Genomic DNA, 14,531 nt, shown 5'->3' with positions numbered 1-14,531 from the left:
ATGGACCCGTACATTCTCGGTCAGCAGTTGATCAATGGCGTGACGCTGGGGGCGATCTATGGATTGATCGCCATCGGCTACACCATGGTCTACGGGATCATCGGCATGATCAATTTCGCGCATGGCGATGTCTACATGGTGAGCGCGTACATCAGCGCGATCATGCTGGCGGTGATCGGTTTCTTCGGCATCGATTCCATCGTGCTGTCCTTGCTGGTCACACTGGTGCTGACCATGGTCATGACCGGTTTGTACGGGTGGTCCATCGAGCGTGTGGTGTACCGCCCTTTGGGCGGCACCAACCGGCTGGCCCCCTTGATCTCGGCCATCGGGGTTTCGCTGGTGCTGCAGAACTATATGCAGCTCGCTCAAGGCCCCAATGTCCAGGGGGTGCCGCCCATGATAACGGGCAGCTGGCGGCTGGGCGGCGCCGAGCATTTCATCCAGGTGAAATACATGAGCTTGGTCATCATCGTCGTCAGTTTCGCGGCCATGGCGCTGTTGACCTGGTTCGTGCATGGCACCAGCCTGGGGCGCCAATGCCGGGCGACCCAGCAGGACCGCCGCATGGCCACCATCCTGGGCGTGAATACCGTGCAGGTCATTTCCCTGGTGTTCGTGATCGGCTCGGTGATGGCCGCCATCGCCGGGGTGCTGGTCACCCAGAATTACGGGTCTTTCGATTTCTTCATCGGCTTCATCATCGGGATCAAAGCCTTCAGCGCCGCGGTGCTGGGGGGGATCGGTTCCTTGCCGGGCGCCATGCTCGGGGGGCTGCTGCTGGGCAGTCTGGAGTCGCTGTTCTCCGGTTTCGTCAGCAGCGACTACAAGGACGTGTTTTCCTTTGGCGTCCTGGTGCTGGTGCTGATCTTCAAGCCCAGCGGTTTGATGGGCCGTCCTGCCGTGGAGAAAGTGTAATGGCGTCGCAGGAAACACTGTCTGTCACCGGGCCGCGCCCCTTTCCCTGGGGACGTTGCCTGAAGGATGCGGCGCTCGCGGGCATGCTGGTGATGCTGGCGTTCAGTCCGGTCACGAATCTCGTGCTGAATCAGTACGATTTCCGCTTCTTGCCCTGGCGCGTGCCGGTGATCGTCAACGGGTTTGCCTTGGCGGTTCTGGTGATGCTCGGGCGCCTCGCGTTTCAGCTGTATTTTCATAGCGGGCCGGGCCGCCGCCATTGGGCAGGCCGGGAACGTGGCTCCGCGTCCGCCGGGGCGCATGTCTCCCCCCGGCGCGTGCTGATGCTGGGCCTGGCTGTGTGCGCCGGCCTGTTGCTGCTGGTGGGGCTGGGCCTGATGCACGCGGGGGCGGGCTTTGCGCTGATTCTCATCCTGCTGTTGCTGCTGCTGGCGTATGGCCTGGGTCTGCCGCGCTTGCGCGGCAAGCCGCATCCCTGGCGCCTGCCGCTGTGGGCGCTCTTTTTGGCCGGCCTGATCCTGCCCGTGCTTTTGAACCAGACCGGCATGCTGCCCAAGGTCTGGGTCAGCAATCTGACCCTGGTGCTGATTTATGTGCTGTTGGGCATGGGGCTGAATATCGTCGTCGGCCTGGCCGGGCTGCTGGATCTGGGCTATGTCGCCTTTTATGCCGTCGGCGCGTATTTTCTGGCCTTGGGCGCGCAGTATCTGGGCATAGGCTTCTGGACTGCGCTGCTGCTGGCGCCCTTGCTGGCGGCCATGTGCGGCGCCGTGCTGGGTTTTCCCGTGCTGCGCATGCACGGCGATTACTTGGCGATCGTGACGCTTGGTTTCGGTGAAATCATCCGGCTGGTGTTGACCAATTGGGTGGATATGACCGGCGGACCCAATGGAGTGCCGGCGCCTGCGCCCACCCTGTTCGGGCTGGAATTCAGCCGGCGGGGCAGCGATGGCCTGCCGCCCTTCCATGAATTTTTCCATCTGCCCTATAGCGGGGACTACAAGGCCTTGTTCATCTACGGCCTGCTGTTCATCGTGGTGATCGGGGTGCTGCATGCCTTCAATCGCTTGCGCCGCATGCCCCTGGGGCGTTCCTGGGAAGCCCTGCGCGAAGACGAGATCGCCTGCCGTTCCCTGGGGATCAACCATGTCACGGTCAAGCTGGCCGCGTTCATGATGGGGGCGACGACCGGGGGGATTGCGGGGGTGTTCTTCGCCGCCTATCAGGGTTTCATCAGCCCCATGTCCTTCAATTTTTTCGAGTCCGTCCTGATCCTGTCCATTGTCGTGCTGGGCGGCATGGGGTCCACGCTGGGGGTGATTCTGGCCGCCATCGCCTTGACCCTGCTGCCTGAAATCCTGCGGGCCGTGGCGGATTACCGCATCCTGTTGTTCGGCCTGTTGATGATCGGCATGATGATCTGGCGGCCGTATGGCCTGGTACGTCCGGGCCGGACCCGTTTTGAACGCCGGGAGGCCATATGACGGACGCCCGCTTTGAACGCCCGTCCGCGGCGGCTCCTCTGCTGAGTGTCCGGGGGCTGACGCAGCGATTCGGCGGCATCATTGCCAATCAGGATGTCAGTTTCGACGTCATGCCGCAGAGCGTGACGGCCCTGATCGGTCCCAATGGCGCCGGCAAGACCACGGTCTTCAATTGCGTCACGGGGTTTTACCGGGCCTCGGCCGGGCAGATTGTCTTCAATGACGGCCACCGCCTCGTGCGGGTCAATGATTTGCTGGATCGCTTTTTCGTCGGCGGTTCGCATCTGGTGGCGCGGGCAGGCATCGCGCGCACCTTTCAGAACATCCGCCTGTTCAAGGACATGACGGTGCTGGAGAACCTGCTGGTGGCCCAGCACCGCGCCCTGGACGGCAATCTGTGGCGCGGTTTTCTGGGCAGCGCCCATTATGACCGCCAGGAGGATCTGGCCTTGGAAACGGCCTGGTGCTGGCTGGATACCGTAGGTCTCGCGGACGCGGGGAACCGTCTGGCGGGTGAACTGCCGTACGGCCAGCAGCGGCGGCTGGAAATCGCGCGCGCCATGTGCGGCAAGCCCCGGCTGATCTGCCTGGACGAACCGGCTGCCGGGCTGAACCCCCGCGAAACCGAGGCCTTGTCGGATCTCGTCACCGAGCTGCGCGAGCATCACGAGGTGACGGTGCTGCTGATCGAGCACGATATGGGGCTGGTCATGGGGATTTCCGATCACATCATCGTGCTCGACCACGGCTGCGTGATCGCCCAGGGCGATGCCGAGGCGATCCGGGGCAATCCCGCCGTGATCGCGGCCTATCTGGGCGGAGAGGAGGATCTGACATGAGCGAACCTCTGCTGGCGCTGCGGGACGTCGATGTGGCGTATGGCCCCATTCAGGTGCTGCATCAGGTCAGCCTGCATGTGGATGCGGGCGAGATCGTTTCCCTGATCGGCGCCAATGGCGCGGGGAAAAGCACGTTGCTGATGTCCATCTTCGGCGAACCCCGGGCTTCGGCCGGCGCCATCACCTATCGCGGCGAAAGCCTGCTGCATGTCCCGCCGCACCGGATCGCGCGCCGGGGGATCGCGCAGGTGCCGGAAGGCCGGCGGATCTTTCCGGCGATGACGGTCGAAGAAAACCTGATCCTGGGGACGCTGTCGGTCGGCATGGCGCATGCGGACGAGGATCGGGAGGCCATGTTCGATCTGTTCCCGCGTCTGAAAGAACGGCGCAATCAGCGGGCGGGCACCTTGTCCGGCGGCGAGCAGCAGATGCTGGCGATCGCGCGCGCATTGATGGGCCGGCCTGATACTATTTTGCTCGACGAGCCGAGCCTGGGCCTGGCCCCCCTGGTGGCGCGCCAGATTTTGCAGACGCTGCGGGATATCGCCACCCTGGGCAAGACCATTTTCCTGGTCGAGCAAAACGCCCAGCATGCTTTGCGTCTGGCCGACCGGGGCTATGTGCTCGTCAATGGCCGCATTACCCTGACGGGCACCGGCGAGGCCTTGCTGCACGATGAACAGGTGCGGGAAGCCTACCTCAGCTCGGGGACGCGCCGCCAGGTCGCGCGTTAAGCGTGTATGGATCAAGGAAGAGGAATTGAAAGTAGATAAAGCCGTCGTCAAGGAACAGCAATCCGCGTTGGCCGGACGCCTCAAGGCGTTGCGGCTGCAACGGGGCTGGACGCAGGGGCAGGCGGGCAAGGCCAGCGGGATTTCTACATCCACGCTGTCCAAGATCGAAAACGGCTTGATTTCCCCGACCTACGATGTGTTGCTGAACCTGGCTCACGGCCTGGGAGTGGACGTCGCCGAACTGTTTGTGCCCGCGCAGGCGCATATGGGCGCGGGGCGGCGCAGCATCGAACGGGCTGGGCAGGGCAATCTTCACGATACGCCGCTGTATCGCCATCGCTTGCTCTGTTCCCAATTGGCCAACAAGCGCATGATGCCGTTCGATTCCCGGATCAAAGCCTGGACGCTGGAGGCCAACGAAGGCTGGAGCCGTCACGAGGGGGAAGAGTTCGTCTACGTCCTGGAAGGCGAGATCGAATTGCACACCGAGTTCTACCAGCCCGAAACCCTGCAGGCCGGCGATTGCTTCTACATCGACAGCCGGATGGGGCATCGGGTGGTCAACAAGGGCGCGGCCGAGGCGCGGGTGTTGTGGGTGAGCACCACGCCTGGGGAATTGAGTCTGCCGGATCCGAAGCATGAATAAAAGGATCCAAGGAGAGGCACATGAGTGATCTGCAGGTCTGCGATGCGGCCCGGACGGCGGCGCTGTTGCCGTTCCCGGCCCTGATGCGGGAGATCGCCCGGGCGGCAGAGGACATGACGGCGGGCCGTCTGTGCGCGCCGGCGCGGCAGGCGGTGCCGTTTCCCGGCGGGGCGGTCATGCTGTCCATGCCGGCCACGGCGGCGGACGTGGGCATCCACAAACTGGTCAATGTCGCGCCGGACAATCGCGCGTTGGGGCTGCCGACCATCAACGGCATGGTGTCGGTCTATGACGGCGAGACGGGCCGCCTGCGCCTGTTGCTGGACGGGCCGACCGTCACGACGCGGCGCACGGCGGCGGTGTCGATGCTGGCTGTCAGCCGTCTGCGGCCCGGCGGTCCCCGCCATGCCGCGATATTTGGCACCGGCACCCAGGCGACGGGCCATGTCCAAGCCCTGCTCGGACTGTATCCGGACCTGCGGATCGATGCGATCGGCCATGCGCCGGGCCGGGCCGACTTCTTTGCCCAGGCCTGCGGCGACAGCCGGGTGCGGGCCGCCGGCCAGGTCGATCCGGCCGCCGATCTGGTCATCACGGCGACGACCAGTGCGGTGCCGGTGTACGACCAGCCCCCGCGTGCCGGCCGGCTGGTGATCGGCGTGGGAGCCTACCGTGACGACCTGGCAGAAATCGGCGCGCGGACGCTGGCGGGCAGTCACTTGTTCGTGGACGATCCCGAAGGCGCCCGGCACGAAGCGGGCGACTATTTGCAGGCGGACGTGGATTGGTCGCGTGTGCGCTCTCTGGCGGGCTTGCTGGCGGACGGGCCGCCTGAAGGCGCGGCTGTCTTCAAATCCGTCGGCTGCGCGGCCTGGGATCTGGCCGCCGCGCGCTGCGCCCTGCATTCCGATCAAATTTCGCAAAGGAATCCTTCATGACTTCGCATTCCAGCGCCGGCCCCCGCATGGCCGGGCATATCCTGGTGGATCAGTTGCGCCTGCACAGCACGGAACACGTGTTCTGCGTGCCGGGGGAAAGTTATCTGCCCGTGCTCGACGGTCTGGTCGACGCCGATATCCAGGTCACGGTCTGCCGCCAGGAAGGCGGGGCCGCCATCATGGCCGAGGCCTACGGCAAGCTGACCGGCCGGCCCGGGGTGTGTCTGGTGACCCGGGCGCCGGGCGCCGCCAATGCGTTCGCGGGGGTGCACGTGGCGTCCCAGGATTCCACGCCCCTGATCCTGCTGGTCGGACAGATCGACCGGGCGATGCGGGACCGCGAGGCCTTCCAGGAAATGGACTATCGCGCCGTGTTCGGTTCCCAGGTCAAGTGGGCGGCCGAGATTGACCAGGCGGAACGCATCCCCGAATACCTGTCGCGCGCCTTCCACGTGGCGCTGTCCGGGCGGCCGGGACCGGTGGTGCTGGCCCTGCCGGAGGACATGCTGGGCGAAACCGTGGCGGTGGCCGATGCGCGGCCCTGTCACGTGCCGGAAACCCTGCCTTCGGCCGCGCAGATCCAGGCCCTGGCCGACCGCCTGGCGGATGCGAAACGGCCCCTGGCCCTCCTCGGCGGCAGCCGCTGGAGCGCCCGTTCCGTGCAGGCGTTCGGTGTTTTCGCCGAACGCCACGCCCTGCCGGTGGCGGTGCAGTTCCGCCGTCAGATGCTGTGCCCCGTGGACCATCCCTGTTTCATCGGCGACCTGGGGCTGGGCGCCGATCCCCGGCTGCTGGAGGCGATCCGCGAATCCGACCTGATCCTGGCCGTGGGCGGACGCCTGTCTGAAATCCCCAGCCAGGGCTATACGCTGCTCGACGTGCCGAATCCGTCCCAGACGCTGGTTCACGTGCATCCCGACGTCGGTGAACTGAACCGCGTCTACCAGGCGGACATCGCCATGGCCTGCGCCCCCGGAACCTGGGTGCGCGCGATCGAGTCCCTGGCGCCCACGGCGACGGCGGCGCGCCGCCAGCGCTGCGAGCGGCTGCATGCGCGGCGTCAGGAATGGAGCGATCCGTCGGCCATCGAACATCCCGGCGCCCTGCAGATGGGCCGGGTGATGGCGCATCTGAACGCGGTGCTGCCCGAAGACGCCATCCTGACGAACGGGGCCGGCAATTACGCCACCTGGCTGCACCGCTTCTACCGCTTTCGCGCCTATGGCACTCAACTGGCGCCCACTTCGGGATCGATGGGTTACGGTCTGCCCGCGGCGGTGGCCGCCCAGCGCCTCTATCCGGACCGTCGGGTGGTGTGCCTGGCGGGCGACGGCTGCTTCATGATGCACGGCCAGGAATTCGCCACGGCGGTCCAGTACGGCTTGCCTATTCTGGTGATCCTGATCGACAACGGCATGTTCGGCACCATCCGCATGCACCAGGAGCGGCGCTATCCCGGCCGGGTGTCGGCGACCGCGCTGCGCAATCCCGATTTCGCGGCCTATGCGCGCGCCTTCGGCGGCCATGGCGAACGCGTCGAGACGACGGAAGACTTCGTCCCGGCGCTGCGGCGCGCCCTGGACAGTGGCTTGCCGGCCATCCTGCATTGCCTGCTGGATCCGGAGGCCATCACGCCGACCATGACCCTGAGCCGCCTGCGCCAGGGCGCTTGACAGCGGGGTCCGGACGGGACTCAGGCCGGGGGCCGTCCGGCCGCTTCCCCGACGGCCGGTCCCGCCGCGCGGGCCGGGCGCACCAGGGCGCGGGCAGCCTTCAGCACGGCCGAGGTCAGCCGTTCCATGGTGTGTGATCCGGTGCGCCAGTGCTGCCAGTACAGCGGTACGTCGTGCCAGGCCCGCGCGCGCAGGGACACCAGGCGGCCCGCGTCCAGTGCCTCGCGGACCATGGGCAGCGGGTTCATGGTCCAGCCCAGCCCGGCCAGGGTAGCCGATACGAAGGCATGGGACGAGGGCACCCACCAGGTCGGCGGCTGCCAGGGTGTGTCGCCCATGATGCCGCGCGCGAACTGCGCCTGCAGGTCGTCCTTGCGGTTGAAGATCAGGACCGGGGCGCGCGCCAGGGCTTCCGGCGTGACGCCCCGGGCGAAATGCCGGGCGTGGAAGGCGGGCGTGCAAGTGGCCATGTAGCGCATGCGGCCCAGCGTGTGGACCTTGCAGCCTTGCACAGGATCGCCCAGGGTGGTGACGGCCGCCAGTACGCTGCCGTTGCGCAGCAGGGCGGCCGTGTGGTCCTGATCCTCGGAAACCAGGTCCAGCGTCGTGCGGGTCTGTTCCGCATAGCGGGTGGCCGCCTCGATGAACCAGGTTTCCAGGCTGTCGTGATTGACGGCGACGCGCAAGCTGGGCGCGGGGCGGTCCTCGCCCATGCCCAGGCGGTCCAGGGCCTCGTGCTCCAGCAGAGCGGCCTGTTCGGCCAGTCGAACCAGGATGCGGCCGTCGTCCGTGGGCTGCGCGGGGATGGTGCGCAGGACCAGCAGCCGCCCCATGCGGGATTCCAGTGTCTTGATGCGCTGGGATACGGCGGAGGGGGTGACGTGCAGGGCGGTGGCGGCCCGCTCGAAGCTGCCTTCGCGGACCACGGCCGCCAGGGCGCGCAGGTTGTCGTGATCGAGTTGCATGGGGTGCGTCCCGGAGTTCGACATCCGGTACCGGGCGGGCGCCGGATCGATTGATTAAGATTTACTAAACTATATTTAAATAAATTAGCTGTATTTTATATCGTATCTTGCGCACAATGCGGTCCTGAATGATGCGCGGCGCCCGATCCCGATGGGCGGTTCCGGCCGTGCGCCATCCGCCGCTTCGTTTTCCGTCTTTCTTTTTCCGCCGCAGGAGTTTCCGATGTTCGCCGCCGCCATTCCCACTGTTTCCCCCCTGGTCGCCGCCTGGACCAGCGGGACGCTGACGGGGCTGGGCATGTTCGCCGTGGTGGGGGCGCAAAGCACCTTCATCCTGCGCCAGGGCATCGCCCGGGCGCACCTGAGCGTCATTCTGCTGGTGTGCGCCCTGATCGACGCCTTCTTCATCTTCGGTAGCGTGTCGGGCCTGCGGGCGCTGACGACCTGGCTTCCCGGGCTGGCGGATGCCGTGCTGTGGTGCGGGGTCGTGTTCCTGTCGTGGTACGGCATCCAGTCGGCGCGCCGGGCCTGGCGTCCGGCCGCCGGCCCCCGGGCCGACCAGGCGGCGGTGTCCTCGCGCCGCGCCGCCCTGCTGGGGGCGGTGGGCTTCACGCTGCTCAACCCGCATTTCTGGCTGGACATGATGGTGCTGGGTTCGATTGCCCACGGGTTCGCCGATGCCCGCTTCGGCTTCGCCGCCGGGGCGCTGACGGCCAGCGTGCTGTGGCTGGCGGCGCTGGGTCTGGGATCGCGGCTGTGCGCCCCCCTGTTCCGCAAGCCCGGGGCCTGGCGCTGGCTGGACGGCGGCATCGCCGCCGTCATGTTCCTGCTGGCCTGGCGCCTGCTTCCTTTCTAGCCCGGCAGGCGCGGTACGCCCGCGCGGCCGAGGGCGGGGCCTCCTCACCGGTTTCCCCGGTGCGGAACACCGCCACGGTGTCGGCCAGATGGTCGGCCTGCTCCCGCAGGGAGTCGGCGGCGGCCGCCGCCTGCTCGACCAGCGCGGCGTTCTGCTGCGTCACCTGATCCATCCGGGTGACCGCCAGGTTCACCTGGTCGATCCCGGTGGACTGCTCATCGGAGGCCGAGGCGATCTCCCCCATGATGTGCGTCACCCGGTTGACCGCCGCCAGGACTTCCTGCATGGTGGTGCCCGCGTCTCCCGCCTGGCGGGTGCCGGATTCCACTTCCCTGGATGCCGCCTCGATCAGCGTCTTGATCTCGCGCGCGGCGTCGGCGGACCGTTGCGCCAGGGCGCGGACCTCGCCAGCCACCACGGCGAAGCCGCGGCCCTCCTCTCCGGCGCGCGCGGCCTCGACCGCGGCGTTCAGGGCCAGGATGTTGGTCTGGAAGGCAATACTGTCGATCACGCCGATGATGTCGGTGATGCGGGACGAGCTGTCGGCGATGCGCTTCATGGTGTCCACCATGCCGTGGACGGCCTGTTCGCCCTGGTGGGCGGTCTGCGAGGCGCTCGCGGCCTGCTGGTCGGCCTGGCGGGCGTTGTCGGCATTCTGGCGCACGGTGGAGGCCAGTTCCTCCATGCTGGCGGCCGTCTCCTGCAGGGAGGCGGCCTGCTCTTCCGTGCGGCTGGACAGGTCCGTGTTGCCCACGGCGATCTCGCGCGCGCCGGTGTGAATCCCGCCGACGCCGCGGCGCACCTGGAGGATCATGCGCCGCAGGGCCTCCTGGGTGCCGCGCAGGCTGTCCAGCAACTGGTGGACCTCATTGCGGCTGTCGTTCGGACTGTCCGGGATTTCATGGGTCAGGTCGCCGGCGCCCAGCCGCTGCATGCCCACCACCACGTCCCGCACGGGCCTCAGGGTGCGGCGGGCCAGCCAGCGGATCAGCAGGGAAATCAGCAGCGTGCCCAGCAGCATCACGCCCAGCTGGACCCACATCTCGCGGGTGCTCGCGGCCAGGTAGTCGTCGACACCACCGAAGCCGTACATCAGCCAGCCCCAGTTGGGCACCGTCTGCCAGGCCAGGAAGATTTCCTGGCCTCTGACCGTGACGCGCGTCACTCCGGACGAGGCCGACTGGAAGGCGCCATTCATGGCCGCGAAGTCGTCCGGCGGATTGCCGGCGCTGAACAGATCTCCGGGCTTGCCGAAGGTGCCCGCGACACGGATCCAGTCCTTGCGGTCGGCCGCCGGACGCAGCACGAACAGCTGGCCGTATCCGGCCAGTTTGGTCTCGGTCAGGTCTTTCAGCACCGGATCGATCTGGGCGCTGATGTCCAGGTGGTCGACGATGCCGCCGTAGACCCTGCCGCCGTCTTTGAGCGGATTGACCGTGATCAGGTGCCATTTGCCGCCGATCAGGCCGGGCGTGTGCGTGACCTCGCCCCGGTCCAGGGCCTGGGCGATGGGATCGGAGGGATCCAGGACCTGGCCCAGGGCGTGGTCCGGCCGGTCCTGGTAGGCGCTGGCGATGCGTGTCCAGCCCTTGTCTGTGCGGGCGTAGACCTCGGCCGACATGCCGGTGACACTGCGCATCAGGTCCTGGTCGCCGTTGACGGGCATGCCGGAGGACTTGAAGACCGGCAGTCCGTTCTCGACCCGGCCGGTGGGCTTGGGCTCGCCGCTCATATAGCGGATCAGCACCGGATACAGGGACTCGCTGCGCTTGTGGGCGATGTCGTAGATCAGCTGCAGGGTGCGATCGTAGCCCCGCAGTCCATAGCGGTTGGCGGCGCCGACGTTGTCGATCGCCGTCTGCCGGTTCTGCCAGGTGATGATGGAGGCCAGGACCGCCATCACCAGGATGGTGATCAGGGTGGCGGCGATGAACAGCTGGTTGCCGAGTGTGGCGCGCGCCATACGGCCCGCGTCGGGGCCCGTGCGTCGTCCGGACATGGTGTGTCTCCTGCGGGATGATGCGGGAAGCGTCGTTTTTCCTGCGGGATAACCTTAGCGGATCGCCCACCATCCGGAGATATCTGGAAACAAATAAGGACTATTCACGGACAGCGGCGATTTGAAGGCTCCCCTGGCCGGCCGATACACTGGGGCGTCATCGATTTCAACCGGAGTTTCGTGGTTTGTCTTCTTTTCTTGATCAATTGACGGCGGTCTACCATGAGTGGCGGACCGTCATCCTGGTGTTCGCCGCCGTCCTGGGCTCCCTCCTGATCGGCGGTTTCCTGCGGCTCGTGCTGGAACGCATCGCCCGCCGCCTGCATCCCGTGCGGCATGCCTGGGGACACGGCCTGCTGGCGGGCGCCGCGTTGCCGGTGCAGCTGCTGGTCTGGGTGCTGGGCATCGCGCTGGCCAGCCAGATCCTGTTGCGGGAGGCCGTCGGCGATTTCGCCAAGGACTCTCTGCTGTCGCATGGCCTGGCGCCGATCCGCGATGTAGGCGTGATCCTGGCGGTGATGTGGCTGCTGCTGCGCGCGGTCAACCGTATCCAGGACAACCTGCTGTTGCGGGCGCGCGAGCATGGTCGCGAGCTCGACCCCACGGCGGCCGACGCCATCGGCAAGCTGACCAAGGCGTCCGTCGTCATCACGGCCATCCTGATGATGATGCAGGCGCTGGGGTTTTCCATCGCCGGCCTGCTGGCTTTCGGCGGCATGGGCGGCATCGCCGTGGGCTTCGCCGCGCAGAGCCTGGTGGCCAACCTGCTGGGCGGGCTGACGATCTTCGCCAGTCGTCCGTTCAAGGTCGGCGAATACATCATCATCCCCGGCACCGACCTGATGGGCGGGGTCGAGCACATCGGCTGGCGCGCCACGCGCCTGATCGGCTTCGACTGCAAGCCCTTCTACGTACCCAACGCCATGTTCAACACTCAGCCGGTCATCAACCACACCCGCATGACCAGCCGCCGCATCATGGAGGACATCCACATCCGCTACGCCGACATCGACGTCGTGCCGGTCATCGTCGCCGATGTGCGGGCCATGCTGCGCCAGCACCCCGGAGTGAAGCACGATTTCTTCGCCTTCAACTTCAGCAGCTGCGGAACATTTTCCCTGAAGCTGTCCCTGTACGCCTTCACGGTCGGCACCGACTACAACGACTATATGGACACTCAGGAAGACGTCCTGCTGAAGATCGCCGACATCATCCGTCGCCACGGCGCGCGCATGACCGGCCCGGCGTCCACTGTCGAGATGCCGCAGCTGCGGGCGCCGGTCCGCACGCCAGGTGGGCCGGAGGCGGGCGGGACCCTGCCGCCGATGCCGCCGCCGCTGCCGTCGGCCGGGTCTTGAAAACCATGCCCGCCGGCCCCACATGATCCTGCAGTCCGCCCCGCCGGCGCGCCGTGCGGGGCGCCGCGCAATCCCGCAAGAACCTTCGAACCCACCCGAATCATGAGCGAAACCGACACCAAGACGGCTGAAACCCTGGGCTTCCAGGCTGAAGTCAAGCAGTTGCTGCACCTGATGATCCATTCCTTGTACAGCAACAAGGAAATCTTCCTGCGCGAACTCGTGTCCAACGCCTCCGACGCCTGCGACAAGCTGCGTTTCGAGGCCATCGACCATCCGGAACTGCTCGAAGGCGATTCCGACCTGCGCATCCGCGTCGAGTTCGACAAGGCCGCCCGCACCGTCACCATCACCGACAACGGCATCGGCCTGTCGCGCGACGAGGCCATCGCCAACCTGGGCACCATCGCCCGGTCCGGCACGCGCGAATTCTTTTCCCAGCTGACCGGTGACAAGCAGAAAGACGCCCAGCTGATCGGCCAGTTCGGCGTGGGTTTCTATTCATCCTTCATCGTCGCGGAAAAGGTCGCCGTGCGCAGCCGCCGCGCCGGCTTGCCGGCGTCTGAGGGCGTGCTCTGGGAATCCGACGGTCAGGGCGAGTTCTCCGTGTCCGCGATCGACCGCGAGGCGCGCGGCACGTCCGTCACCCTGACCCTGCGCGCCGACGAGGACGAATTCCTGTCCGGCTGGAAGCTGCGCGAAGTCCTGCGCCGCTATTCCGACCACATCTCCCTGCCCATCGAGATGAAGAAGGAAGAGTGGGACGCCGAAAAGTCCGAGCAGGTGACCAAGGACGAATGGGAGACCGTCAATCAGGCCAACGCCCTGTGGACGCGGTCCAAGTCCGACATCACCGACGAGCAGTACAAGGAGTTCTACAAGCACGTCGCCCACGACTACGAGGACCCGCTGGCCTGGACGCACAACCGCGTCGAGGGCCGCAGCGAATACACCCAGCTGCTGTTCGTCCCGAAGCGCGCGCCCTTCGACCTGTATGACCGCGATGCCCGCCGGGGCGTGAAGCTGTACGTCAAGCGCGTCTTCATCATGGACGACGCCGACCAGCTGCTGCCGGCCTACCTGCGCTTCGTGCGCGGCGTGGTCGATTCCGCCGACCTGCCGCTGAACGTCTCGCGGGAAATCCTGCAGGAAAGCCGCGACGTGCGCGCCATCCGCGAAGGCTCCGCCAAGCGCATCCTGGGCCTGCTCGAAGACCTGGCCAAGGACAGGCCCGAGGAATACGCGGAATTCTGGACCCAGTTCGGCCAAGTGCTGAAGGAAGGCGTGGGCGAGGACCCCGCCAACAAGGACCGCATCGCCGGCCTGCTGCGCTTCGCGTCCACCCAGTCCGACAGTCCCGCGCAGACCGTGTCCCTGGCCGACTACATCGCCCGCATGAAGGAAGGCCAGGACAAGATCTACTACCTGAGCGCCGATTCCTACGCCGCCGCCGCGCACAGCCCGCACCTGGAAGTCTTCCGCCGCAAGGGCCTGGAAGTCCTGCTGCTGTCCGACCGCGTGGACGAATGGATGTTGTCCTACCTGCGTGAATTCGAAGGCAAGGCCCTGGCTTCGGTCGCCAAGGGCGGCCTGGATCTGGACGCCCTCGCCGACGAGGAGGAAAAGAAGCAGCAGGCCGAGGCCGCCGAGGCCTTCAAGCCGACCATCGAGCGCCTGAAGACCGTACTGGGCGAGCGCGTCAAGGAAGTCCGCGCCACCGCCCGCCTGGTGGATTCGCCCGCCTGCGTGGTCGTGGACGAGCACGAGCTCAGCCCGCACCTGCTGCGCATGCTCAAGGCCGCCGGCCAGGACGCCCCCGAGGTCAAGCCCATCCTGGAAGTGAACCCGCAGCACGCCCTGGTCAAGCGCCTGGAGGCGCAGCCCGACGAGTCGTTCGGCGACTGGGCCGAACTGCTGCTGGACCAGGCCATGCTGGCCGAAGGCGCGGCGCTGAAGGACCCCGCGGCTTTCGTGAAGCGGGTGAACGCGCTGCTGCTGGGATGAGACCGGCTCAGGATGGTCCCCGCGGACCATCCTGAGCCGGTCGAATCCGAGCGGCATGCAGGCCGCGAGGTGGGGCAGCCCGGACGTAGGCGCAGGACAGCCCCTGCGGGTGCCCTA

Annotated in this window: 12 protein-coding genes; 10 read left to right on the top strand and 2 right to left on the bottom strand. The window is 66.7% G+C overall.

Going from position 1 to position 14,531, the window contains the following annotated elements:
* From ACTPOE_RS15170 to ACTPOE_RS15140, 7 genes are read left to right on the top strand one after another with little or no spacing between them, the layout of a single operon-like run.
* The gene (locus tag ACTPOE_RS15170) at window positions 1-918 is read left to right on the top strand and encodes an ABC transporter permease subunit (protein WP_458873075.1); all 918 of its coding nucleotides are present in this window, start codon (window positions 1-3) and stop codon (window positions 916-918) included.
* Entirely contained in the window at window positions 918-2,402 is a 1,485-nt protein-coding gene (gene livM / locus ACTPOE_RS15165; protein ID WP_458873074.1) for a high-affinity branched-chain amino acid ABC transporter permease LivM, read from the top strand. Before ACTPOE_RS15170 ends, livM begins: the two co-directional genes overlap by 1 nt.
* The gene (locus ACTPOE_RS15160; RefSeq protein ID WP_458873073.1) at window positions 2,399-3,241 is read left to right on the top strand and encodes an ABC transporter ATP-binding protein; all 843 of its coding nucleotides are present in this window, start codon (window positions 2,399-2,401) and stop codon (window positions 3,239-3,241) included. Before livM ends, ACTPOE_RS15160 begins: the two co-directional genes overlap by 4 nt.
* Complete coding sequence (locus ACTPOE_RS15155; protein WP_458873072.1) at window positions 3,238-3,975, top strand: ABC transporter ATP-binding protein; 738 nt, start codon at window positions 3,238-3,240, stop codon at window positions 3,973-3,975. The genes ACTPOE_RS15160 and ACTPOE_RS15155 overlap by 4 nt, the downstream gene beginning before the upstream one ends.
* Window positions 3,976-4,000: 25 nt before the next feature.
* A complete protein-coding gene (locus ACTPOE_RS15150) occupies window positions 4,001-4,621 on the top strand; it encodes a helix-turn-helix domain-containing protein (protein WP_458873071.1) in 621 nt (206 codons plus the stop codon).
* Between the two features lie 20 nt (window positions 4,622-4,641).
* Complete coding sequence (locus ACTPOE_RS15145) at window positions 4,642-5,559, top strand: delta(1)-pyrroline-2-carboxylate reductase family protein (RefSeq protein ID WP_458873070.1); 918 nt, start codon at window positions 4,642-4,644, stop codon at window positions 5,557-5,559.
* Window positions 5,556-7,232, top strand: coding sequence for a thiamine pyrophosphate-binding protein (locus ACTPOE_RS15140; RefSeq protein WP_458873069.1), 1,677 nt, complete (start codon window positions 5,556-5,558; stop codon window positions 7,230-7,232). The genes ACTPOE_RS15145 and ACTPOE_RS15140 overlap by 4 nt, the downstream gene beginning before the upstream one ends.
* Window positions 7,233-7,252: 20 nt before the next feature.
* On the opposite strand, the gene ACTPOE_RS15135 is transcribed toward ACTPOE_RS15140, so the two are convergent.
* Window positions 7,253-8,197 (bottom strand): LysR family transcriptional regulator ArgP, encoded by a 945-nt coding sequence (locus ACTPOE_RS15135; RefSeq protein ID WP_458873068.1) that lies wholly within the window; start codon window positions 8,195-8,197, stop codon window positions 7,253-7,255.
* 223 nt (window positions 8,198-8,420) lie between these two features.
* Here ACTPOE_RS15135 and ACTPOE_RS15130 point away from each other — a divergent pair, with 223 nt between their 5' ends.
* Window positions 8,421-9,053, top strand: a complete 633-nt coding sequence (locus ACTPOE_RS15130) for a LysE/ArgO family amino acid transporter (RefSeq protein ID WP_458873067.1) — start codon at window positions 8,421-8,423, stop codon at window positions 9,051-9,053.
* Here ACTPOE_RS15130 and ACTPOE_RS15125 read toward each other — a convergent pair.
* A complete protein-coding gene (locus ACTPOE_RS15125) occupies window positions 9,016-11,052 on the bottom strand; it encodes a methyl-accepting chemotaxis protein (RefSeq protein ID WP_458873066.1) in 2,037 nt (678 codons plus the stop codon). The genes ACTPOE_RS15130 and ACTPOE_RS15125 overlap by 38 nt on opposite strands.
* A gap of 185 nt (window positions 11,053-11,237) precedes the next feature.
* Between ACTPOE_RS15125 and ACTPOE_RS15120 the strand changes: the two genes are divergently transcribed.
* On the top strand, window positions 11,238-12,410 hold the full coding sequence (locus ACTPOE_RS15120) for a mechanosensitive ion channel family protein (RefSeq protein ID WP_458873065.1): 1,173 nt from the start codon (window positions 11,238-11,240) through the stop codon (window positions 12,408-12,410).
* A gap of 102 nt (window positions 12,411-12,512) precedes the next feature.
* Window positions 12,513-14,414, top strand: a complete 1,902-nt coding sequence (htpG, locus tag ACTPOE_RS15115) for a molecular chaperone HtpG (protein WP_458873064.1) — start codon at window positions 12,513-12,515, stop codon at window positions 14,412-14,414.
* Window positions 14,415-14,531: the final 117 nt, after the last annotated feature.

This window comes from Castellaniella sp. WN (assembly GCF_054457555.1).
Note: the sequence above shows the minus strand (reverse complement) of the source record. Positions and strands in the feature narration are given on the sequence as shown.

Coding starts and splice junctions, on each gene's coding strand:
- ACTPOE_RS15135 (WP_458873068.1), bottom strand. CDS start 8,197: ATGCAACTCGATCACGACAACCTGCGCGCCCTGGCGGCCGTGGTCCGC.
- livM (WP_458873074.1), top strand. CDS start 918: ATGGCGTCGCAGGAAACACTGTCTGTCACCGGGCCGCGCCCCTTTCCC.
- ACTPOE_RS15170 (WP_458873075.1), top strand. CDS start 1: ATGGACCCGTACATTCTCGGTCAGCAGTTGATCAATGGCGTGACGCTG.
- htpG (WP_458873064.1), top strand. CDS start 12,513: ATGAGCGAAACCGACACCAAGACGGCTGAAACCCTGGGCTTCCAGGCT.
- ACTPOE_RS15155 (WP_458873072.1), top strand. CDS start 3,238: ATGAGCGAACCTCTGCTGGCGCTGCGGGACGTCGATGTGGCGTATGGC.
- ACTPOE_RS15130 (WP_458873067.1), top strand. CDS start 8,421: ATGTTCGCCGCCGCCATTCCCACTGTTTCCCCCCTGGTCGCCGCCTGG.
- ACTPOE_RS15160 (WP_458873073.1), top strand. CDS start 2,399: ATGACGGACGCCCGCTTTGAACGCCCGTCCGCGGCGGCTCCTCTGCTG.
- ACTPOE_RS15145 (WP_458873070.1), top strand. CDS start 4,642: ATGAGTGATCTGCAGGTCTGCGATGCGGCCCGGACGGCGGCGCTGTTG.
- ACTPOE_RS15125 (WP_458873066.1), bottom strand. CDS start 11,052: ATGTCCGGACGACGCACGGGCCCCGACGCGGGCCGTATGGCGCGCGCC.
- ACTPOE_RS15140 (WP_458873069.1), top strand. CDS start 5,556: ATGACTTCGCATTCCAGCGCCGGCCCCCGCATGGCCGGGCATATCCTG.